20 protein-coding genes are annotated in these 22,213 nt (G+C 41.1%); 19 read left to right on the top strand and 1 reads right to left on the bottom strand.

Annotation, left to right across the window (positions count from 1 at the left end; genetic code table 11):
- Positions 1-241: 241 nt before the first annotated feature.
- From KEM09_RS10910 to KEM09_RS10875, 8 genes are all read left to right on the top strand, one after another.
- Positions 242-2,302 carry an acetate--CoA ligase family protein gene (locus KEM09_RS10910; protein ID WP_212228261.1) on the top strand — a complete coding sequence of 687 codons (2,061 nt, stop codon included), beginning with the start codon at positions 242-244 and terminating at the stop codon, positions 2,300-2,302.
- Positions 2,303-2,649: 347 nt separating this feature from the next.
- Positions 2,650-3,357 (top strand): hypothetical protein, encoded by a 708-nt coding sequence (locus KEM09_RS10905; RefSeq protein ID WP_212228260.1) that lies wholly within the window; start codon positions 2,650-2,652, stop codon positions 3,355-3,357.
- A gap of 68 nt (positions 3,358-3,425) precedes the next feature.
- Positions 3,426-3,950 carry a flavodoxin gene (locus KEM09_RS10900; RefSeq protein WP_212228258.1) on the top strand — a complete coding sequence of 175 codons (525 nt, stop codon included), beginning with the start codon at positions 3,426-3,428 and terminating at the stop codon, positions 3,948-3,950.
- A gap of 86 nt (positions 3,951-4,036) precedes the next feature.
- The gene (locus tag KEM09_RS10895; RefSeq protein ID WP_212228256.1) at positions 4,037-5,356 is read left to right on the top strand and encodes an aminotransferase class I/II-fold pyridoxal phosphate-dependent enzyme; all 1,320 of its coding nucleotides are present in this window, start codon (positions 4,037-4,039) and stop codon (positions 5,354-5,356) included.
- 128 nt (positions 5,357-5,484) lie between these two features.
- Complete coding sequence (locus KEM09_RS10890) at positions 5,485-5,721, top strand: 4Fe-4S dicluster domain-containing protein (protein WP_212187887.1); 237 nt, start codon at positions 5,485-5,487, stop codon at positions 5,719-5,721.
- 30 nt (positions 5,722-5,751) lie between these two features.
- Positions 5,752-6,834, top strand: a complete 1,083-nt coding sequence (locus KEM09_RS10885) for a 3-methyl-2-oxobutanoate dehydrogenase subunit VorB (RefSeq protein WP_244824965.1) — start codon at positions 5,752-5,754, stop codon at positions 6,832-6,834.
- 3 nt (positions 6,835-6,837) lie between these two features.
- Complete coding sequence (locus tag KEM09_RS10880) at positions 6,838-7,602, top strand: thiamine pyrophosphate-dependent enzyme (RefSeq protein WP_212228254.1); 765 nt, start codon at positions 6,838-6,840, stop codon at positions 7,600-7,602.
- 29 nt (positions 7,603-7,631) lie between these two features.
- Positions 7,632-8,186 (top strand): 2-oxoacid:ferredoxin oxidoreductase subunit gamma family protein, encoded by a 555-nt coding sequence (locus KEM09_RS10875; RefSeq protein ID WP_212187885.1) that lies wholly within the window; start codon positions 7,632-7,634, stop codon positions 8,184-8,186.
- A gap of 75 nt (positions 8,187-8,261) precedes the next feature.
- Here the strand turns inward: KEM09_RS10875 and KEM09_RS10870 are convergent, their stop codons facing one another.
- Positions 8,262-9,668, bottom strand: coding sequence for an amidophosphoribosyltransferase (locus tag KEM09_RS10870; RefSeq protein ID WP_212228252.1), 1,407 nt, complete (start codon positions 9,666-9,668; stop codon positions 8,262-8,264).
- A 310-nt stretch (positions 9,669-9,978) separates the two neighbouring features.
- Between KEM09_RS10870 and KEM09_RS10865 the strand changes: the two genes are divergently transcribed.
- From KEM09_RS10865 to KEM09_RS10815, 11 genes are all read left to right on the top strand, one after another.
- Positions 9,979-10,281 carry a hypothetical protein gene (locus KEM09_RS10865; RefSeq protein WP_212228250.1) on the top strand — a complete coding sequence of 101 codons (303 nt, stop codon included), beginning with the start codon at positions 9,979-9,981 and terminating at the stop codon, positions 10,279-10,281.
- Between the two features lie 49 nt (positions 10,282-10,330).
- A complete protein-coding gene (gene bioB / locus KEM09_RS10860; protein WP_212228248.1) occupies positions 10,331-11,323 on the top strand; it encodes a biotin synthase BioB in 993 nt (330 codons plus the stop codon).
- An 11-nt stretch (positions 11,324-11,334) separates the two neighbouring features.
- Positions 11,335-12,624, top strand: coding sequence for an adenosylmethionine--8-amino-7-oxononanoate transaminase (gene bioA / locus KEM09_RS10855; RefSeq protein WP_212228246.1), 1,290 nt, complete (start codon positions 11,335-11,337; stop codon positions 12,622-12,624).
- Positions 12,621-13,775, top strand: a complete 1,155-nt coding sequence (locus tag KEM09_RS10850) for an aminotransferase class I/II-fold pyridoxal phosphate-dependent enzyme (RefSeq protein WP_212228245.1) — start codon at positions 12,621-12,623, stop codon at positions 13,773-13,775. The genes bioA and KEM09_RS10850 overlap by 4 nt, the downstream gene beginning before the upstream one ends.
- Entirely contained in the window at positions 13,775-14,449 is a 675-nt protein-coding gene (locus tag KEM09_RS10845; protein ID WP_244824970.1) for a pimeloyl-ACP methyl esterase BioG family protein, read from the top strand. Before KEM09_RS10850 ends, KEM09_RS10845 begins: the two co-directional genes overlap by 1 nt.
- The gene (bioC, locus tag KEM09_RS10840) at positions 14,449-15,231 is read left to right on the top strand and encodes a malonyl-ACP O-methyltransferase BioC (protein ID WP_212228243.1); all 783 of its coding nucleotides are present in this window, start codon (positions 14,449-14,451) and stop codon (positions 15,229-15,231) included. The genes KEM09_RS10845 and bioC overlap by 1 nt, the downstream gene beginning before the upstream one ends.
- Before the next feature lie 2 nt (positions 15,232-15,233).
- Entirely contained in the window at positions 15,234-15,917 is a 684-nt protein-coding gene (gene bioD / locus KEM09_RS10835; protein ID WP_212228242.1) for a dethiobiotin synthase, read from the top strand.
- A gap of 149 nt (positions 15,918-16,066) precedes the next feature.
- Positions 16,067-16,438, top strand: coding sequence for a hypothetical protein (locus tag KEM09_RS10830; protein WP_212187876.1), 372 nt, complete (start codon positions 16,067-16,069; stop codon positions 16,436-16,438).
- 214 nt (positions 16,439-16,652) lie between these two features.
- Positions 16,653-17,450, top strand: a complete 798-nt coding sequence (locus KEM09_RS10825) for a 4Fe-4S binding protein (protein ID WP_212228241.1) — start codon at positions 16,653-16,655, stop codon at positions 17,448-17,450.
- A gap of 102 nt (positions 17,451-17,552) precedes the next feature.
- Positions 17,553-17,942 carry an SRPBCC domain-containing protein gene (locus KEM09_RS10820; RefSeq protein ID WP_212228240.1) on the top strand — a complete coding sequence of 130 codons (390 nt, stop codon included), beginning with the start codon at positions 17,553-17,555 and terminating at the stop codon, positions 17,940-17,942.
- Between the two features lie 1,142 nt (positions 17,943-19,084).
- Positions 19,085-22,207 (top strand): SusC/RagA family TonB-linked outer membrane protein, encoded by a 3,123-nt coding sequence (locus KEM09_RS10815; RefSeq protein WP_212228239.1) that lies wholly within the window; start codon positions 19,085-19,087, stop codon positions 22,205-22,207.
- Positions 22,208-22,213: the final 6 nt, after the last annotated feature.

Raw genomic sequence — 22,213 nt, 5'->3', positions numbered from 1 at the left:
CTTCTTTTTAGACTGCGTAAAAATAACAAAAAATCATTGGCTGATGGTTTGATAATTGAATCATTCGTGTATTTTTGCGCAGGTAACAGATTGTTACTAAAAATTATTTGCTGTAAGTTGATGGTTGTGTTAGTGTCTTTGTTTATAGGCATTTTGGTAACTTATGATTTTCATCATATTATTACATGACTTTCGGTAAATACCCAATGGAGAATAGTTAGACAGACAAAATAATACACAAATGATAAACGAACAGCTGCTAAATCCTAAAAGCATTGTGGTGGTGGGAGCCTCCGATGATGTTATGAAGCCCGGAGGAAAGATTCTTAAAAACATTGTTGATGGCAATTTTAAAGGTGATTTGTATGTTACCAACCTGAAGAGTGATGAGGTTCAGGGGATAAAGTCCTATCGTGATGTGGCTGATTTACCCGAAAATGTTGATCTGGCAGTGTTGGCTATTGCTGCCAAATTTTGCCCGCAAACTGTTGAGGTGCTGGCTAAGCAAAAAGGTACCAAGGCTTTTATTATTATTTCTGCAGGTTTTAGTGAAGAAAATGAAGAAGGGGCTGCGTTAGAGCATCAAATTGTTAATACAATTAATGAGGTAGGGGGCTGTTTGATTGGTCCTAACTGTGTGGGGATGCTTACTACCAACCATAGTAGTGTGTTTACAACGCCAATTCCGGCATTGGAGCCAATGGGAGCTGATTTTATTTCAGGTTCCGGTGCAACGGCTGTGTTTATTATTGAGGCTGGAATGGCCAAGGGCTTGAAGTTTAATAGTGTTTATTCGGTAGGTAATAGTGCTCAAACAGGTGTGGAAGAGGTACTGGAGTATCTGGATAATACCTATGAGGAAGGGAAGAGTTCGAAGATAAAACTGCTATATCTCGAAAGTGTGAACAAGCCTCAGAAACTTCTGAAGCATGCTGCATCCTTAATTAATAAAGGCTGTAAAATTGCGGCTGTGAAAGCTGGTAATTCAGAAGCAGGTAGTCGTGCGGCTTCTAGTCATACGGGTGCCTTGGCAAGTAGTGATTTGGCAGTTGATGCCTTGTTTAAAAAAGCAGGAATCGTTCGTTGTTATGGGCGTGAGGAGTTGGCCAATGTGGCAGCTGTTTTCATGGTCGAGGAGTTGAAAGGGAAGAATGTTGCAGTGATTACCCATGCGGGCGGACCAGCAGTGATGTTAACCGATGCATTGTCTAATGGTGGTCTGGAAGTACCGGCCATTGATGGGCCAAAAGCTGAGGCATTGTTAGAAAAGTTGTATCCCGGTTCGAGTGTGGCTAATCCAATTGACTTTCTGGCAACCGGAACGGCTGAGCAGCTGGGTGATATAATTGATGCTTGTGAAAATGACTTCAATCACATCGATGCTATGGCTGTTGTATTTGGTAGTCCGGGTTTATTCACTAATGAGGAAGTTTACAAGGTGCTTCACCGTAAAATAAGGGAGTGTAAGAAACCAATATATCCGATTTTGCCGTCCGTAGTTAACGTGAAGGATGATATTGAGATGTTTATTAATTTGGGAAATGTTAACTTCCCGGATGAAGTACTGTTTGGTAATGCGTTAACGAAGGTTTATAATACGCCTAAACCTGTTGTGATCACTGGCGGTGAAGAGGATCTGGATGTGAAGGCGCTTCGTCGGATTGTTGAAGCACAACCTGATGGGTACGTTTCGCCTGAAGTTGTTCAGGAATTGCTTGATGTGGCCGGGGTGCCACGGGTTAAAGAGTTTGTGAGTGATAAAGTTGAAGATTTACTGGCGGCAGTAGCTGAGGTTGGTTATCCGGTTGTGATGAAGGTTGTTGGACCGGTTCATAAGTCAGATGTTGGTGGAGTTGTACTTGATGTTAACTCTGATGAGCAACTAAATGCTGAATTTGTGCGTATGATGCATTTAGCAGATGCTACAGGTGTAATGCTGCAACCAATGATTACAGGGAAGGAGTTGTTTGTTGGTGCAACTTATGAGCCAGGTTTCGGACACATGGTATTGTGTGGAATGGGCGGTATCTTTATTGAAGTGTTAAAAGATGTTAGCTCTGGTTTAGCGCCTGTTAATCAGGGTGAAGCTCTCGAAATGATTCGGGACTTAAAGAGTTATAAAATTATTGAAGGAGTGCGTGGGCAAAAAGGCATTGATGAAAACAAATATGCCGAAATCATTGTTCGTTTATCATCTATGCTGATGCATGCTCCTGAAATTAAAGAAATGGATATAAATCCGCTATTGGGTGACGGTGAAAAAGTGATTGCTGTAGATGCCCGGATACGGATTCAAAAGTAACTGTTTGTGTATTGATAATGATGAAAAAGTCGGCTCTTCAAAGGAAGGCCGGCTTTTTTATTGTTGCGATGTAAATTAAAGAAAAAAATCATTAAATAATATACTGTGGCTATGAATGGGTGGGTTTCTAATGGATGATTTTTTTGTTTTAAAGAAAAAATACCTTAAACTTGATCTAAATCATTATTGGGGATGCATTAATAATAATAAATCCTGTTATTTTTGTGAAGGCTTATAATTTGAAATAGTGCCTAATGAATTGTTTAATAGGGTTTAGTGTGTCTTTTGTGTGGGTGGTGGTGTAAGTTGTGTTAGAGATTGATATCAAGCCTGTTGGATAGAATGGTATGAGTAGGAAATTGACGATTGATATATTTTTTTGCATGTCTTTAGTGGTGTTTTTTGCACCCTTCTTTTTGAGTGCAACTCTATTTGGCTGGTACGAGGGATTTAATCTTAACCATCCAATGGTAATGAGTTTTCTTAAGTTTGCGGTGCTGGCTACTCTTGGTGAAGTTATTGGCTTACGAATAAAGACAGGCAGATACACAGCTGATGGCTTTGGGATACTACCCCGGGCGGTAATCTGGGGATTGTTGGGGCTAACCATTAAAATGGCGTTTGTGATATTTGCATCGGGTGTGCCTGTTTTTCTTGAGAAAATGGGAGTTGAAGGAGCGCTTGGTGTGATGAGTCAATCTTTCACTGCTGAAAAGTTACTCGTGGCATTTTGTATTAGTGCAGCCATGAACCTCATTTATGCGCCGGTTATGATGACTTTGCACCGCATAACAGATACGCATATTATAATGAATAATGGCAGTTTGGCCTGTTTGTTAAGGCCTGTCGCTTTTGGTAAAATTATGAAAGAGATGGACTGGGGTGTGCAATGGAATTTTGTGTTTAAAAAGACGATACCGTTCTTTTGGATACCGGCACATACAATCACATTTCTGATGGCACCTGAATATAGGGTGTTGTTTGCTGCCTTGCTGGGAATTGTATTGGGCGTATTGCTTGCAATAGCAGGAAATAAGAAGCCTTCGGCGAGCTGATAGGTTGCATATCTCGGGTAAAAAAAGCATATTTGAAGTAATAGAAACCTCTGTAAAAATCAATAACTATGTCTAAGATTGGTATTTTTTATGGTCCTGAGTTGGGTAGCGTTGAGAAAGTTGCTCATGTTATCGAACAAAAGTTAGGAGCAGATAAAGTAGAACTAATTGCTGTTAAAAAGGCTGACGAATCAGTATTGGAACGATTCGATAAGCTGATTTTCGGTATGTCTACAATTGGTAAAACAAATTGGGATTCTGAATATAAAGATACTGATTGGGATGAGTTTGCTACGTGTTTTGGCAAAGTAAACTGGGAAGGTAAAAAGATTGCCATGTACTGTTTGGGAGATCACATTCAGTATCCGCAACATTTTGTCGATGCTCTTGGGTGGGTGTATGATCGATTGGAAAATACAGCTGCTGAAGTGGTGGGTTTTTGCTCAACCGAAGGATATACCTATGAGGAGTCAGAAGGTATTAAAGACGGTCAGTTTTTAGGCTTGCCAGTTGATGAGGATAATGAAGCGGATAAAACTGATGTGCGCGTCGAAAATTGGATTAACCGACTCATAAACGAGTTTGGTTTTTAAATGATATCTAATTGGGTGGTGCGCTGTGCCACCCTTTTTGTTTTCAATCACAAAGAGCTATCAGCTCACGATGTAAAATTAATCTAATGCAATCACACACAAATACACCAATTGATGCCAAAATAGTTGATAATGTTCTGGCTAAGTATCAAATTGGCGATCTTAATAATGCAACTATCCGGGAGATTGTTTCTATTGTAAATGATATTGAAGAACAGAGTGGTGAGAAGTTTATTCGGATGGAAATGGGTGTTCCCGGGCTGATACCTTCTGAAATAGCTACTAATGCAGAGATTGGTGCACTTAAAAAAGGGGTGGCATCTAAATATCCGATGTTAGAAGGCATTAAGTCGCTTAAGGATGAATCAAGTCGATTTGTCAAAGCCTTTCTGAACCTGGATATCCCTTCAGAGTGTTGCGTGCCAACAGTGGGTTCTATGCAGGGATCATATGCAAACTTTCTGGTATGTGGTCAGATATATAAAGAAAGAGATACGCTTTTGTTTATTGATCCTGGATTTCCGGTGCAAAAGCAGCAGCTAGACGTACTTGGGTACAAGTACGATTCTTTTGATGTATATAATTACAGGGGAGAGGCACTGCGGGAAAAGCTGGAGTCATATTTCAAAACCGGTAAGATTTCGGCGGTAATATACTCGAACCCGAATAATCCGACATGGGTATGTTTTACTGAGTCGGAATTACAGATAATTGGTGAGCTGGCAACAAAATATGATGTAGTAGTTATTGAGGATCTGGCTTATTTTGCAATGGATTTTCGTCAGGATCTTTCTAAGCCATTTGAGCCACCATACCAGGTCTCTGTTGGGCATTATACGAATAATTATGTGCTGCTTATCTCAAGTTCTAAGGCCTTTAGTTATGCCGGTCAGCGCATAAGTATGACATGTATGTCAGAATACTTGTACAATCGTCGCTACAAAAACCTTCAGGAAAGGTTTGGGGTAGATAAATATGGTCAGGTACTGGTGACTCGCGTATTGTATGCTTTGTCTTCAGGTACTTGTCATTCGGCACAGCATGCCTTAGCGGCCATGTTAAAAGCTGCCAATGATGGTGAATTTAACTTCCTGGAGGAGGTTAAGGATTATAAGGAAAGAGGGCATGTGATGAAGGAGCTGTTCCTGGCTAATGGTTTCAATCTGACATATGATAAGGATATCGATCAGCCTCTGGCCGACGGTTTTTATTTCACAGTATCGTATAAGGATATGACGGGAGGGCAGTTGCTTGAAAAACTACTTTACTATGGAATTAGTGCTATAACCCTGGGAAAGACCGGTAGTAAGCAGGAGAGCTTGCGGGCTTGTGTGTCGCAAACAGGAAAAGAACGCTTTGAAGACTTAAGGATTCGCTTGGAGGCTTTTAGAGCTGATAATCCATAGATTCAATATATTGGTGATAATTTGTAAGCTTGTTTATATCCTTTATAAACAAGTAAATACTGATAGTCGTCATGTTGAAAATCGATACTTAAGTTTAAATTTGTAATATCTATTAAAGACTCTATAATATGGCAAAAGCAAAAGGTGCAATTGTGGTGGATACAGCAAGGTGCAAAGGCTGCGGCGTTTGTACAACAGCATGCCCCACAAAGGTAATTGAATTAGCTGCCGAGGTTAACGGCAAGGGGTATCACTATGCCTACATGGCAAATCCTGATGCCTGTATCGGTTGTTCTAATTGCGGGATAGTTTGTCCTGATACTTGTATTACTGTTTATCGCGCTAAGGCAGGAGCTACTGCTTAATGTAAAACTCATAAAGGAAATTAGTCACACATGAGAGAATTAAAACTAATGAAAGGTAATGAGGCAATTGCTGAAGCAGCTATCCGTGCTGGTGTGGATGGTTACTTTGGTTACCCTATTACTCCCCAGTCGGAAGTAATGGAAACCCTCATGGCCGAAAAGCCTTGGGAGACAACCGGGATGGTTGTTTTGCAGGCAGAAAGCGAAATCGCATCTATTAACATGGTTTATGGCGGAGCCGGTTGCGGTAAGCGCGTAATGACTTCTTCTTCAAGTCCTGGCGTGAGTTTAATGCAGGAAGGTTTAACATACCTTGCAGGAGCTGAACTACCTTGTGTGGTGGTAAACGTTGTGAGGGGAGGACCTGGTTTAGGTACCATTCAGCCTGCACAGTCTGATTACTTCCAAACTGTTAAAGGTGGTGGACATGGTGATTATAAATTAATCACATTGGCACCTGCTTCAGTGCAGGAGATGGCTGACTTTGTTGAAACAGCCTTCGACCTGGCTTTCAAATATCGTAACCCGGTAATGATTTTATCTGATGGTGTAATTGGTCAGATGATGGAGAAGGTGGAATTGAAGGAATTCAAACCACGTTGGACTGCTGATTACATTGAGCAAAACCATCCCTGGGCGACAACCGGAAAGAAAAAAGACCGTGCTAAAAATATTATCACTTCAGTGCAGTTAGAAGCATCTGTTCAGGAAGCTTTTAACCATAAATTACAGAACAAGTATCAGCAGGTTGAGGAAAACGAAGTATTGTTTGAAGAAACAATGTGTGATGATGCTGAATACTTGGTTGTAGCCTATGGTTCCAGTGCACGTATCTGTCAGAAATCAGTTGAGCTGGCGCGTGAAAAGGGTATCAAAGTAGGTATGTTACGTCCAATTACACTTTACCCATTCCCAACCAGGCAGCTGCAGGAAAGAGCTAAGCAGGTAAAAGGTATTTTATCAGTTGAGATGAGTGCGGGCCAAATGGTTGAGGATGTTAAACTAGCTGTAGAATGTAAAGTGCCGGTTGAGCATTATGGACGTTTTGGTGGTTCGGTACATTCACCTGGTGAAGTGGTTGAGGCACTTGAACAAAAACTAATTGGAGGATAAGCAATGTCAGATATAAACACAATTATAAAACCTGAAAACATCATCTATAAAAAGACGGATGTTCTTTCAGAAAACGAATTGCACTATTGTCCCGGATGTAGCCACGGTACAGTGCACAAATTAATTGCCGAGGTAATCGAAGAAATGGGTATTCAGGATAAAACCATTGGTATTGCACCTGTTGGTTGTTCGGTATTGGCCTACAATTACCTGGAGATTGACTGGCAGGAAGCAGCTCATGGCCGTGCTCCTGCATTGGCAACAGCTGTTAAGCGTTTGATGCCTGAGAACTATGTGTTTTCATACCAGGGTGATGGTGACCTGGCTGCAATTGGTACAGCTGAAACCATTCATGCTTGTAATCGTGGTGAGAACATTGTAATGGTATTCATCAACAACGGTATTTATGGTATGACAGGGGGCCAGATGGCGCCAACTACATTACCAGGCATGCCAGCTTCTACCTGTCCGGCAGGTCGTGATGTTAGCCACGATGGTGCACCTATCAAGATTTCTGAAATTCTGGCACAATTGCCAGGTACTTGTTATGTGACCCGTCAGGCAGTTCATACGGCTGCTAACGTTCGTAAGACAAAGAAGGCACTGAAGAAGGCTTTTGAAAATCAGGCAGCTAACAAAGGCACATCATTGGTTGAAGTGGTTTCAACTTGTAGCTCAGGCTGGAAAATGACACCAACAAAGGCCAATGAATGGATGGAAGAAAACATGTTCCCATACTACCCTCTTGGTGATATCAAGGACGAGTAGTTCGGTTTAATCTCTTAAAATTTGAAGAAATGAAAGAAGAAATAGTAATAGCCGGATTTGGTGGACAAGGAGTACTTTCAATGGGTAAGATATTAGCTTACTCAGGCGTAATGCAGGATATGGAAGTATCGTGGATGCCAGCATACGGACCGGAAATGCGTGGTGGTACAGCTAACGTAACAGTTATCCTTAGTGATGAACGTATTAGCTCGCCTATCTTACACGAATATGATACTGCCATCATTCTTAACCAGCAGTCGATGGATAAATTTGAGAAGGATGTGAAGCCTGGTGGTACCTTAATTTATGATGGTAATGGTATTACGCGTCATCCTGAGCGTACCGATATCAATATTTATCGTGTAGATGCTACTGAAGAAGCAGCACGCATGCATGCTGTTAAAACATTCAATATGATTGTATTGGGCGGATACCTGAAAGTGAAGCCAATTGTTAAGATGGAGAATGTTATCGCAGGACTTAAAAAGTCATTGCCAGAGCGTCACCACCACCTTATTCCAATGAATGAGAAAGCGATCACGCGTGGAGGTGAAATTATTAATGAAGTTTCGTTGGTTGAATAACCCAACTTGTTCATAAAGTTAAAAGAGCGCTTCTTTTTGGAAGCGCTCTTTTAGTATCAGATAACTTTGAATCATTTAAAAGTAGCTTGAACCATCCCAGCAATGTGTGCATAATTTCTCTTTAGGTAAGCCAATGGCCTCAACCAGGTCATCCAGCTTTTGGAATTTCAGTGAAGTTAAGTCCAGTGATTGGCGAATTTCCTCCACCATTGCTTCATACTTCTCCGAATTATTGTCCGAATACTCCTTCATATCAACGTCTTCACGTCCTTCGAGCTTGCAGGCTGCCTTGATGGTTGCTAAATCCATGTTTGAACGCGAACGGCTGAAATTTAGAAATTCGCAAGGATAAGTTAATGGCGGACAAGCAATGCGCACGTGCACTTCCTTAATGCCTGCCTTATGCAAGTCCTGCACGTTATCTTTTAGTTGTGTGCCTCTTACAATAGAGTCATCTAAGAATATACCACGTCCCCCTTCTATCAATGCTTTATTGGGTAGTAGCTTCATTTTAGCCACCAAGTCGCGGGTTTTCTGGCTTTGTGGCATAAAGCTGCGTGGCCATGTAGGCGTGTATTTCGAGTACGGGCGCTTCAATGGGATACCTGTAGCATGGCTATAGCCCATGGCATGACCCACACCTGAATCAGGAATGCCAGCACAAAAGTCCGCCTCGGTGCCATTGCTCTTTGCTAAAGCAGCTCCGCAGCGGTAGCGACTTTCATCAACATTGATGCCTTCATAAAATGATGGTGGGTAGCCATAATAGACCCATAAAAATGAACATACCTGCATCTTTTCATTGGGCTGGCGAAGTTGCTCATATCCATCACTGGTGATTTTTACAATCTCCCCAGGTCCCAGGTATTTATCAATTTCATAATCAAGGTTAGAGAAGGCACAAGTTTCAAATGAGGCCGCGTAAGCACCTTGTTTCTTTCCAAGGATAATTGGCGTTCGGCCCAGTTTGTCTCTCGCTGCCATCAAACCATCTTCGGTTAGTATCAGCATCGAACACGAACCTTTGATGCTGTTGAACACATTTTCAATACCTTCCTTAAATGATTGACCTTCGGCAATAAGCATGGCCACCAGCTCGGTTGGATTGATGCTGTTCTGGCTTGTTTCGGAGAAGGTGCGGTGTTGTTTAATGAAGCGTTCTTCCAGCTCATCGATGTTGACGATTTTAGAAACAGTAGCAACAGCAAATCGGCCTAAGTTGGAGGTGACAATTATTGGCTGTGCCTCTGTGTCGGAGATCACACCAATGCCGCTGGTGCCTTCAAAGTTCTCAATATCTGATTCAAACTTGTTTCTGAAATAGCCATCTTCAAGACTGTGTATGGCCCTTTGAAAACCTTTTTTAGGTGAGAAAAATGCTAATCCGGCTCGTTTGGTTCCCAGATGTGAATGATAATCTGTCCCATAAAAGACATCTGTAACGCAGTCAATTTTCGAAATGCTGCCAAAAAATCCACTCATGTTGATTGTTTATTATGTGATTGAGGTACTAGGTGAGCTAAATTAGATATTTCCATGAAGTTTGCCTTGCTTAAATCGGCTTCTTGTCTTATTTGTTTTTGTTCTAAATGGTTGTTTATCAGTATTGATAGTGATATTATAGTAAATTAAGAGGGTGCAAATATCTGTATATAAACATAAGTGTAGATGGACCGTTTGGTCTAATTTTTTGTTCTTCGTTGATAAACACCTTGCAGAAGTTTGAGGTATATATGTTGCATAGCAACAGGGTATCTTGCATGAAATAAAAAATATCTGTTAGATTTGCGTCGTGAATTCTTTATCCGGTTATAAGAAACAATCAGTCATTTGCGTATTCAAAAAGTGGAGCCGTAAAGGGTATGCTATTTTTGGGTCGCTGGGTAATGTTGTGCATATTGGCCGGCTGTCTGTCGACCTGGTACAATGGATTGGTCAGGTTGTGTTGCATGTTGAAACAGAGCTTCAGCATGCATTAAAAACAGAACAGGATGATGATGAAACTTTCAATGAGATAAATGAGGATGTGTTACAGGTATTAGCATTAACTAATGATGCTGTAGCATGTGATGTAATAATAAACGAACATTATTAACAACCGTCAGCAGGGGTAATCCTTGTTGGCGGTTTTTTATTTTATGCATATGGTACAAGAAATTAAGGAACGAATTCTGGAAGGTGGTTTTGTTACACAGGAGGAAGCATTGGATTTAATCAATTTGGTGAACAAAGAGGAGCTTTATGAGGCAGCTGATGAACTTCGTCGTCATTTTAAGGGCGATTTTATGGAGATGTGCTCCATTATGAATGCAAAGTCGGGCAAGTGTACGCAAAACTGTAAATGGTGCTCACAATCCATGTTTCATAATACCAATGTGGAGGAGTATGAATTGGTTGACTTAAAGGAAGCCGAGCAACTGGCCGAAGAAAATGCCAGCAAAGGGGTTTATCGTTTCTCGCTTGTAACCAGTGGAAGAGCTATTTCCAATGGTAACCTTGATAAATTGTGTGGTGTTTATAAAAACATCCAGCGTAAAACGCCAATTCACCTCTGTGCGTCAATGGGCTTGTTAAACCGTTCGCAGCTGGATAAGTTGCGGGAAGCTGGTGTGGGCCATTATCATTGCAATATTGAAACGGCTCCTTCGTACTTTAAACAAGTGTGTACCTCACATACCATGGAGGATAAGATTCGTACCATAAAAGCGGCTCGCGCTGCAGGCATGGGTATTTGTTCGGGCGGAATCATTGGCATGGGCGAAACTATGGAACAGCGCATAGAGATGGCGTTTACCTTATCTGAATTGGAGATTGAGTCCATTCCGCTTAATGTGCTGATGCCCGTGGAAGGAACCCAGTTAGCTGCCGCCGCACCTTTGTCTGATGAAGAGGTGCTGACCACTTTTGCACTCTTCCGCTTTATTAATCCTAAGGCTAACATCCGTTTGGCAGGTGGCCGTAACCTGATTAGTCATATCCAGAACAAAGCCCTAAAAGCAGGTGTGAGTGCGGCATTGGTAGGCGATTATTTAACAACAGTAGGAACCAATATCAACCAGGATAAAGAAGCCTTCACGGGTGCCGGTTTTAAGCTTGATCATGAGCTGCTTGAAGAAAACACATACTGTAAAGCTTAATTGCAATTGAAATGAATATACATCAGCTGATAGATGTTGACTACAAACATGTGTGGCATCCATATACTTCCATGGTCAATCCGTTGCCTGTTTATCCGGTGGATCGTGCCGAAGCCTGTACTATTTACCTGAAGGATGGTCGCGAACTGACAGATGGCATGTCATCATGGTGGGCGGCTGTTCACGGCTATAATCATCCGGTGTTAAATGCGGCTGTTCAAAAGCAGATGAAAAGCATGTCGCACATCATGTTTGGCGGCTTAACACACGAACCGGCTGTTGAGCTTGCCTCTCGATTGATCGAGCTAACTCCATCATCTTTGCAGAAGGTGTTTTTTTGTGATTCAGGTTCAGTTGCAGTTGAGGTGGCTATGAAGATGGCCCTTCAGTATTGGATTGCACAAGGGAAAAGTGAGAAATCAAAATTTGCTACCATTCGTTCCGGTTACCATGGTGATACCTGGAATGCCATGTCGGTATGCGATCCTGTAACTGGTATGCATCACATTTTCAGTAAGGCTTTGCCGGTACATTTCTTTGCCGATCAGCCAAGATGTCGCTTTGGTTCATCTGATATTCAGACTGATATAGATGCGATACACGCAATATTAAAAAAACACCAAAGCGAAATAGCTGCGGTTATACTTGAACCAATCGTTCAGGGGGCCGGAGGTATGTGGTTTTATTCAGCCGATTACCTGCGCGAATTGAGGACCTTGTGTACACGTTACAATGTGCTTTTAATAGCTGATGAGATTGCAACCGGATTTGGACGTACAGGTAAACTTTTTGCTTGCGAGCATGCAGGTATTGAGCCCGATATAATGTGCCTGGGTAAGGCCATTACAGGAGGCTACATGAGCTTTGCAGCGACTTTAGCTACAAGTCAATTGGCTGAAACTATCAGTAATGGTCAGCCGGGGGTATTTATGCACGGGCCAACTTTCATGGGTAATCCATTGGCTTGTGCAGTGGCCAATGCCAGTATTGATCTGTTGTTGAAATCAGGTTGGCAAGAACAAGTACAACACATTGAAGCTGAACTGCTAAAAGGACTGAGTGTTTGTAAGCAATTATCCAATGTCAAAGATGTACGTTGTCTTGGCGCAATTGGTGTGGTTGAACTGGAGCAGCCGGTTGATATGGCCATTGTACAGAAGCGTTTTGTTGAGTTGGGTGTTTGGGTGCGTCCGTTTGGACGAAATGTGTACCTGATGCCACCTTTCATTATTCGTGATGATGAGCTGAATAAGTTATGTGCAGCTGTTTATCAGGTTGTAAAAGAGGAGGGCGTAAAATGACTTATGATGAACAACTGGCTGGGATTGAATCCGCCGGATTGCTGCGCAAGTTAAGGGCTGTTGAGCCCTTGCATGGTGCCTATTGTCGTTACAACAATAAGCAATTACTCAACCTGACATCCAATGATTATCTCGGATTGGCCAATAATTCACAGTTGCGAGAAACATTCTATAAGCAACAGGTAGAAGCTGGAACAGGGCAACTGGGAGCCTCCTCCTCGCGCTTGCTTACAGGTAATACTGCGCTGTATGATGAAGTGGAGGATTTGTTAAGGTGCAATTATATGGCTGAGGCAGCTTTGTTTTACAACAGTGGTTATCACGCCAATACGGGCATCTTGCCGGCTTTAACTGAAAAGAAGGATTTGATACTGTCTGATAAGTTATGTCATGCCAGCATCATTGATGGTATTCGCTTGAGTGATGCAGAACATGTTCGTTACCGTCATCTTGATTACGAGCAACTTTCTTCCATCTTGAATAAGCGGAGGCATTTTTATCAACGGGTTTTTATTGTCACCGAGTCGGTGTTTAGTATGGATGGTGATGCGGCAGACCTGGAGCAACTTGTGGCAATTAAGGAGCAATACGGCTGTGTTTTGTATGTTGATGAAGCCCATGCTGTGGGAGTGTTGGGTGATAAAGGTTTGGGATTATGCGAAGTACAGCAGGTAATCAATCGTATCGATATTATTGTGGGTACCCTCGGGAAAGCTTATGCTTCCGTTGGGGCATTTGCAATTGTAAACACTACCATTAAGCGTTTATTGGTAAACAAGTCGCGCACCCTAATTTACACAACCGCTTTACCACCTGTTAATATGGCTTGGACGAAATTTGTCACTGAGAAAATGGCTGATTTTACTGATGAACGCAAGCGGCTGGAGGCTTTGACTGAGTTTATGTATAAGGCCCTGTTCAGTAAAGGCTATCCGGTGCACCAGAGTCATATAATGCCTGTTTTGGTCGGGGCCAATGATGTGGCTGTGCAATTGGCCGAACATCTGCAAAACAAAGGTTACCTGGTTTTTCCTATTCGGCCGCCAACCGTGCCGGTTAATACAGCACGACTTAGGATTTCATTAATATCTGATATGCAGCAGGCCGATATGGAGCGAATGTTACAATACATACCAAATAACAACTTGTGATGGAATATAAATGGTTACATAAAAGTGATTCAAAAAAGCTAATTCTGTTTTTTAATGGTTGGAGTTGCGATGAACAACCCTTTAAAACTGTAGGTTCAGATGGCAGTGATGTATTAATGGTATATGATTATCATGATTTAACCTTACCAAAGCAAGTGATAGAATCCATCCATCTATATGAAACGGTGTCTGTAATAGCTTGGTCATTTGGTGTTTGGGTGGCGCAATTGGCGCTTTATCCGCTTAAGAATATGCTGAGTCGTACAATTGCAGTTAATGGCACCGTAAAGCCTGTTGATAAATATTCTGGCATTCCGGCTCCAATTGCAATGGGTACCTTATCGGGGCTCAACGACAGAAACCTGGAGAAGTTTCAGCGTCGAATGTTTTCAGAGCAAGAACAATGGGAGTGCTTTAATCAGAACAAGCCACTTCGCCCTTTTGCCGAGGTTAAAAATGAGTTATTCCTCCTGTTGCAGCATTTTAGGGGTCAACGGATGAAGGATGATTTTTATGATACAGCGCTAATTAGTAGAAGTGATTTAATATTTCCAAGTGCTAATCAGTATCATTACTGGGAAGGAAAAGCAGACATCATTGAACTGAATCACGGACATTTTTGCTTTTACGGCTTCGATAACTGGGAAGAACTAATCCATTTAATTGATATATAATGAGTGAGTTATTGCAGGTAGAGCTACGGATAGATAAAGTGTTGCTTAAGAAGCGCTTCGAATCGGCTGTATCAACCTATTGTGCACATGCCAAGGTACAACATGAGATGGCCCTTCGCCTGGTTGATATGGCCAGAAATTTTTTGCCAGCCAAGCAGGAGCGAGTATTGGAGTTTGGATGTGGTACAGGGTTATTGACCCGGCAATTACTTCAGCATTTCTCTGTAATAGACTATACTTCAAACGATTTGGTTAATAATGTGGAAGGGGGAATTCAGAGGATGCTGAAAGGGAATGTTGTCAGGCAACAGTTTATAGCGGGTGATGCCGAGTGTACTAAGTTTCCTGAAGATCTGAATAGCATTTGGTCGGGGGCTACGATTCAGTGGATTAACCAAATTGAGCCATTTCTTCATAAACTATCTGATCTACTGAAGCCGAAAGGTTTTTTGGTAATGTCGTCATTTGGACCTGATAACTATCGTGAGATAAAAGCTACTACGGGCAATGGCATCAATTATAAAACAAAGGAGCAGATAATTTCAGCAGCAAGTAATTATTTTGAGATGATCGATTTTAAAGAGTGGCACGAGCATCTCTGGTTCAAGAGGCCTGTCGATGTGTTAAAACATATGCGCAACACGGGTGTCAACGGTGTATCAGCCTGTTCGTGGAACAAACGTAAATTAAACGAATATTGTGAAGCCTACGGTCAATTTGTCGAATTAAAAGGGTATCCCTTAAGCTATCATCCTTATTTAATGATTTTTAAAAAGAAATAGATATGTCAACTTATTTTGTTACCGCTATAGATACAGATGCTGGCAAGACCGTGGTGACAGGCTTGCTCGGAAAATATTTGAAACAGTTGGGACAAGATGTCATCACTATGAAGCTGTCGCAAACAGGCTGTGAGAGTTTATCTGATGATATTGCTGTGCATCGTCAGTTAATGGGAATGGAGCTGTTGGAGGATGATATAAATGGCTTAACGTGTCCTTATTTGTTCAGATTTCCGGCCAGTCCACATCTTGCGGCAGCGATGGAAAATGTAAATATATCGGAAGATAAGCTGGTAAAGGCAATTGAATGCATCCATGAAAAGTATGAACATGTGCTCGTTGAGGGAGTAGGTGGCCTGATGGTGCCCATAAATGAGGAATTGCTGGTGGCAGATTTTATACAAAACCACCACTTCCAGGTAATATTGGTTACATCTGGTCGTTTGGGCTCCATTAATCATACCCTCTTGACATTAGAGGTGTTGAAAGCACGTAATATTCCAGTATATGGGATTATTTATAATCATTATCCTGTTACTGAGGTTCAGATTACTGCTGATTCGGCTAAGCTGTTGAGGCGTTATCTTCAGTCTTATTATCCTCAAGCTTTGTGGGGCGAGGTGCCAATAGTTCATGAATCTGCAACAGAGAAACTGCAATTGGAATTACCCGGTTGGTTCGAATAGGTAATGCAGTTGTGGCTGCAATAGCATAAAGCAACATTGTTTCTTTCAATATCAGTTGTAGTGATATTTCCAAATTTTATCCAGAATTATGCTGCTTTTTCTTTCTTTTTTTGCTAACTTTTTAAGGCTAATGATTAAAACCTTACGGCATGAAAGGGGGAAACATCAACTTAATGGATCTCGATTTTGAATACAAGATCTGGAAGAATCGATTGAAACTATTTATAAATGAGATTGATATTCTGAAGAATCGGAATGAAGAAGTGAAAGATGAAGAATTTATTTCGGAGCTTAATACCGTTGAGCTGATGGTGCTTGATGAGCATACTGATCAACTGAATAAGCTGTTCAATCGTATTAAAGTGCAGGAGAATGAACTGCAGTTTTATAATAAAGACTTTCCTATTACACCAGCCCATCAATATTACCTCGATCATGAGGTGCTAAGGGGAAAGATGCAGGATATATCCAATATTCATTTTTACAGAGTAGCCGATTTAATTAAAGCTTTGGGCATATAAATGTATTATCAGAAATGGCTTGGACAAAGAACTTGTAACGCTTCTGACTGTTGCAAGTTCTTTTTGTGTAAAAATTGTGTTTTGCAACATTCACCAAAGTGATTTTAGTCAATTTTTAGCGTATTAGCATTCAATAATTTTGCAACGAAAATAATAGGTACAACAGCCTCGATTACATTAACATTTAGTTAACTATAGAAGCGCTAATTATATCATGTTGCAGCCATCAATAACTGAAATACAGCATAACCGAACGGTTCATGCTATTTTTTTTAGTCCTGCCAGATCTACCAAAAAAGTAGTTGAAGCCATTGCCTCCGGAATACCCGGAAAGGTTGTTAGTTATGATATTACGCAAGGCCTTCAGAAGAAAATTAGTATTGCTCCTGAGGATGTGGCGGTTGTAGGAGTGCCAGCATACTCGGGCAGAGTGCCGGAATTGGCACGCCAATACCTTGAGCAGATCAACGGTAATGGAGCAAGAACTGTAATTACTTGCGTTTATGGGAATAACGATTATCAGTACACCTTGGATGAGTTGGTTCAGGTATGTAGCGATGCCGGTTTTATTCCGATTAGTTCAGGCGCTTTTGTCGCCAGGCATTCAATTTTCCAGGAAGTGGCAAAAGGGCGTCCGGATAAGAAGGATCTTGATAAAGCCAGGCAATTTGGTAAGCAAAGCGTTAAGCATGCCAGGCTCACTACCGACGGCAAGTTAAGGTTAAAAGGACATCATCCCAACCATGTGGCAGGTGAAGTGCCGATTGCAGCACGAGCTAATTCAAATTGCAACTTTTGTGGAGCTTGTGCACGTTTATGTCCGGTTGGAGCTATTGATCAGGATAATCCTAAGAGAACCAATAAAAAAGCATGTATTGCCTGTGCACGCTGTGTGGAAATGTGTTCGTATAATGCCCGTAAATTCAGTGGTTTATTATACTACATGACTCGCAAACGTTTTGAGGAACAAAGTCAGGAACGTAAAGAGGTGGAAGTATTTATTCCTTTGTAATAGGTTGGTTGGGAGAACGATCTGAACTACTCTCCCAAAATTGACAATTTTGCAATGCATTGGTTCAACAATTTTGCTTTCCTTTGTCTAAAATTTGATACCATGTATAAAGATTTCAAAACACGTATTAAAGTCAAGGCTGAAATGGAAGATGCTTTTGCGGCATTTATCAATCCGTTTACCATAGAGCTTTGGAGTGGTTATCCGGCAGTGATGAGTAGTGAGGCCGGCTCAGAGTTCTCGCTGTGGGAGGGCGATATTGTTGGACGTGTTTTAGAAGTTGAAGAAGAAAAGAAAATAGTGCAGGAGTGGTATTTTGGCGAACAAGATGAACCTTCAATTGCAACCATTAAGTTCTTTCCTCAGGGAGGCGGCAAAGTGCAAATTGATTTGCTACATACCAATATTCCAGAAGAAGCCTATGACGATATTGTAGAGGGGTGGAATGACTATTACCTGGGAGCCATTAAAACCTTTTTGGAGGTTGAATAAGGAGCAACTCATCTAAGTTTGCTTATCGGTCTTTAATCTTTTGATTATATGTTAGTCAGATAAAAAGAGCATTATAAGGAAAGTTTCCTTCCGAATTTATGAATGTGCTGGTGTTCTGAGCATATCCATGGATATTGCACAATAATTGCTTTAGAAACAATCAATACGATTTGCAGTGGCATGGTGCATCGTTCAGCTCTAATGAACATCTTTTTATAGGCATGCCCTTTTGTGTTGATAGCTATTGTTTTAGGTCAATTCCCATCGTCTTGTAAAATTACCACTTCGTTTTTGTTATTCCCAGGTTTGTTTTTGCTGAAGGTGCCTACAAATCTCTCATTGGATCCCTATTAATACTGACAATTGTCATGTTTGCAGCTATTGATACCTGTCCATTTTTAACTCCCACTTTCGGCAGAGCAATTTTTTTAAGTGAATCTTTAAAAAAATCAAGTTTTATAGTCTGTTTTTTTGAAAAGTAAATTGAACAAAATATATAGCTTTTAACACATGATAAGTGGCATTTTAAAATTAATGAAATGCTGAAATGAGTTGAGTTAGTATGTTCGTAACATCTTATATAGTACCTCATTGTTATTTGAGGAGCCATTTAGTTTGAGTATTATTTCTTCCGATTTAATTTGCCTGAGGGCATAACTATCCAGGTAGTAAGTGTTAAATATTCCTATTTCTTGTTTGAATGTGTTGTGGCTGATCAGTGTGGCAGTATAGGGATTTCTACTGATAAGGCGCTCATACCCGAAACCTACATTTGTATCAACCCAGGAGAATTTTTGATACATGAATCATAGACGCGAAGGCAGTCAAACGTGGCTGTTAGGTTTAGATTAATATACTAGGACAAAAGGAATGCTCTGGCATTAGTTGCTTAGCAGTTGGTCAGGCATTCTTTTTTTATTCAAGTCCCGGTATCGTCCCGATTCGTTAATAATCATTAAATGGTCACAACTATGAAAGTCCTTAGTATAATCGTTCGTTTATGTCCTGCCTTTGTTGGCTTATTACACAAGTCAATGCCTTGGACTTATGTTGGTAATTACCCAATTGCCGGTTAGTCTGTACTTGATCTATATATATAAATATATCAGTTCAAATTTTATCAATTAAATCTTTATTTGCGTATGAAAAAAGTAGTTTTATCACTTACTGTGATGTTCTTGTTTGCATGCCATATAATGGCTCAAACAAGCGTTCTCAAGGGAACCGTGACTGATGAGCTGGATGGGAGTCCAATCCCCGGCGTATCAGTTTTTGTTAAAGGTACCACAATTGGTACTGTTACAACACCAGACGGAAGTTATACCTTAAATGTACCTGGCAATGCATCTACTATTGTGTTTTCGTTTGTAGGCATGCAAACCAGCGAAGTGGCATACACTGGGCAGTCTACCATTAATGTTGCGCTTAAAAGTGAGTCAATGGATGTTGACGAAGTAGTGGTGGTGGCCTATGGTACAGCTAAGAAATCGTCATTTACCGGTTCGGCAGCCACTGTTAAAGGTGACAACATTGCCAAGATGCAAACATCATCAGTAACACAAGCTTTAGCTGGTACCGCAGCAGGTTTACAGGTAGCCGGAACAGGTCAGCCGGGCAGTGATGCTTCGATTCGAATTCGTGGTATTGGCTCGATTAATGCGGCTAGTTCACCACTAATTGTTGTTGACGGAGTGCCTTATACCGGTACCATCAGTTCTATTAATCCGCAGGATATTGAATCTCTTTCAGTATTGAAAGACGCGGCCTCTGCAGCACTGTATGGTTCGCGTGCTGCCAATGGTGTTGTTATGATTACCACCAAAAAAGGTAAGCAGGGGAAAATGCAAGTAAACTTCGATTCTCGTGTTGGTGTCAACTCACTTGGAGTACCAATGTATGATGTAATGGAAGATCCCGGTGAGTACTACCTTAAGTCGTGGGAGGCTCTTGGAACTCAATTGGGCGATAGAGCATTAGCTTCTCAGCGATTGCTTTCTGAATTGGGTGGTTATAATGCCTATGGTGGAAATGTAACTCAAATTGTATCGCCTGATGGTGTGTTGACAGATGCGCCTTATCTATATAATGATAATTGGTTTGATGAAATGTTCTCACGTGGTATACGTCAGGAGTATAATCTAAATTTTAGTGGTGCCAATGATCAAACCAAGTATTTTATGTCATTGGGTTATCTGAATGACGAAGGTATTGTAGCCAATACAGGCTATGAGCGTATTTCAACCCGTGCCAATATTGAGCACAATGTAACAGATTGGTTCCAGGTAGGCAGTAATATTTCTTATTCGCGCGGTATCCAATCTCAACCTCGTGCAACTGGGAGTTCAAACTTCTCTAATCCATTTATGTTTGCCCAGAATATTGCGCCAGTATATCCGGTGTTTGTATATGACGGTAATGGAGATAGACAGTATAGCGATAGCGGAGAGCTTTTGTATGATTTTGGCAGTGGTAAAGGGCATGATATGGGACAGAGACCATGGGGAGCCAATACCAACCCGGCATCTTCATCTCAAACCGATTTGAATGAAACACTGAATGATAACCTGAGTACACGTACTTTCGTTAAGTTTGATATTTATGATGGTTTATCGTTTACGTCTAATCTGGGGTATGATGTGCGTAACCGTTTAAACACCACTTTTTATTCACCATTGCACGGTGATGCGCAGAATGTTAATGGGCGTTCGTATAAATATTCTTATCGATACGAAACCACTACTTTCAACCAGTTATTAAACTACAACAAAACATTTGGTAAGCATACCATTAGTGCTTTAGCTGGTCACGAGAGCTATGGTTATAAGATGAATTATCTGATGGCATCAAAGATTCAGTTTCTGGATCCTAAAAATCACGAGTTGAATAATGGTGCGGTAATGAACGATATGGGTTCATACACCAATGTGCATTCTATTGAGAGTTATTTAGGACAGTTAACTTACGATTATGGTGGTAAGTATTATTTCTCAGCCAGTATACGACGCGATGGTTCTTCTAAATTCCACCCTGATAATCGCTGGGGTAATTTCTGGTCTGTTGGTGGCTCGTGGCGTATTAACCAGGAAGGCTTCCTGGCCGATGTAGATTGGCTGGATAACCTGAAATTGAAATCATCTTACGGTGTACAAGGTAATGATGGAATATTGGATAATGCCGGCAATGTTGTTTATACACCATACATGGATCTGTATAATGTGATTAATGTGGATAATAAACCTGCCTTGTCATTGTTCTACAAGGGAAATCCTGATTTGACCTGGGAAACCAGTCATAATTTCAATATTGGGGTGGAGATGAGCGCATATCGTAACCGCTTAAATGTGGAGTTTGAATACTTCGTAAGAAACACTTATGACCTGTTATTTAATAACCCGGTACCTAACTCAACCGGTATTGCATACGTTCCTGAAAATATTGCCGATATGGTGAATAAAGGGATCGACTTTACTGTAGGTGGTGATATTATTCGTCGCGGTGGATTTACCTGGAACATGTCGTTAAATGCTACGCATTACAAGAATGAAATCACACGCTTGCCGGAAGATAAACGTGAAGAAGGCATCATTCGTGGTTCTAAAATATTACAGGAAGACGGCTCAATTTATGATTTCTACATGGTTAAGTATGCCGGTGTAGATGAAACCAATGGTGATGCGCTGTATTGGATGAAATCAACCGACACTGAGGGTAACACTGTATGGGAAACAACTAATGAATATGATGATGCATTAGCTTCTAGCCGTGAAGTGGTAGGAACTTCTTTGCCTGATTTAATTGGAGGTGTTAGTACCAGCCTAAACTATAAAGGTTTTGATTTATTTGTACAGACAGCTTTCCAGATTGGAGGCAAAGTCTATGACTCAAACTATGCAGGCATGATGAGCTCAGGTAGGGCTGGTGCTAACTGGCATACAGATATTCATAACTCGTGGACACCTGAGAATACAAAAACTGATGTACCTCGTGTGGAATATGGTTATCAGGAGGCTAATCAGCAGTCAGATCGTTTCCTGACAGATGCTTCTTATTTTAATATTCGTAACATAACATTGGGCTATACTTTTAAGCCTCAGCTGCTGAATCAGATGAATATTCAGTCATTGCGTGTGTATATGGCAGCCGATAATGTGGCCTTATTCTCCAAGCGAAAAGGACTTGATCCACGTCAGTTTTTCGATGGTTCAACAGAGTATAAGTACAATGCCGTTCGAACTATGTCTTTAGGATTAAACGTAACGTTTTAATTAATT

It is taken from the genome of Carboxylicivirga mesophila (assembly GCF_018271975.1).
Lineage (GTDB): Bacteria > Bacteroidota > Bacteroidia > Bacteroidales > Marinilabiliaceae > Carboxylicivirga > Carboxylicivirga mesophila.
This window is presented reverse-complemented; position numbering and strand designations above follow the sequence as displayed.

Coding starts and splice junctions, on each gene's coding strand:
- KEM09_RS10815 (WP_212228239.1), top strand. CDS start 19,085: ATGAAAAAAGTAGTTTTATCACTTACTGTGATGTTCTTGTTTGCATGC.
- bioC (WP_212228243.1), top strand. CDS start 14,449: ATGAGTGAGTTATTGCAGGTAGAGCTACGGATAGATAAAGTGTTGCTT.
- KEM09_RS10905 (WP_212228260.1), top strand. CDS start 2,650: ATGAGTAGGAAATTGACGATTGATATATTTTTTTGCATGTCTTTAGTG.
- KEM09_RS10820 (WP_212228240.1), top strand. CDS start 17,553: ATGTATAAAGATTTCAAAACACGTATTAAAGTCAAGGCTGAAATGGAA.
- KEM09_RS10830 (WP_212187876.1), top strand. CDS start 16,067: ATGAAAGGGGGAAACATCAACTTAATGGATCTCGATTTTGAATACAAG.
- bioB (WP_212228248.1), top strand. CDS start 10,331: ATGGTACAAGAAATTAAGGAACGAATTCTGGAAGGTGGTTTTGTTACA.
- KEM09_RS10895 (WP_212228256.1), top strand. CDS start 4,037: ATGCAATCACACACAAATACACCAATTGATGCCAAAATAGTTGATAAT.
- KEM09_RS10885 (WP_244824965.1), top strand. CDS start 5,752: ATGAGAGAATTAAAACTAATGAAAGGTAATGAGGCAATTGCTGAAGCA.
- bioA (WP_212228246.1), top strand. CDS start 11,335: ATGAATATACATCAGCTGATAGATGTTGACTACAAACATGTGTGGCAT.
- KEM09_RS10870 (WP_212228252.1), bottom strand. CDS start 9,668: ATGAGTGGATTTTTTGGCAGCATTTCGAAAATTGACTGCGTTACAGAT.
- bioD (WP_212228242.1), top strand. CDS start 15,234: ATGTCAACTTATTTTGTTACCGCTATAGATACAGATGCTGGCAAGACC.
- KEM09_RS10880 (WP_212228254.1), top strand. CDS start 6,838: ATGTCAGATATAAACACAATTATAAAACCTGAAAACATCATCTATAAA.
- KEM09_RS10850 (WP_212228245.1), top strand. CDS start 12,621: ATGACTTATGATGAACAACTGGCTGGGATTGAATCCGCCGGATTGCTG.
- KEM09_RS10875 (WP_212187885.1), top strand. CDS start 7,632: ATGAAAGAAGAAATAGTAATAGCCGGATTTGGTGGACAAGGAGTACTT.
- KEM09_RS10845 (WP_244824970.1), top strand. CDS start 13,775: ATGGAATATAAATGGTTACATAAAAGTGATTCAAAAAAGCTAATTCTG.
- KEM09_RS10890 (WP_212187887.1), top strand. CDS start 5,485: ATGGCAAAAGCAAAAGGTGCAATTGTGGTGGATACAGCAAGGTGCAAA.
- KEM09_RS10910 (WP_212228261.1), top strand. CDS start 242: ATGATAAACGAACAGCTGCTAAATCCTAAAAGCATTGTGGTGGTGGGA.
- KEM09_RS10825 (WP_212228241.1), top strand. CDS start 16,653: ATGTTGCAGCCATCAATAACTGAAATACAGCATAACCGAACGGTTCAT.
- KEM09_RS10900 (WP_212228258.1), top strand. CDS start 3,426: ATGTCTAAGATTGGTATTTTTTATGGTCCTGAGTTGGGTAGCGTTGAG.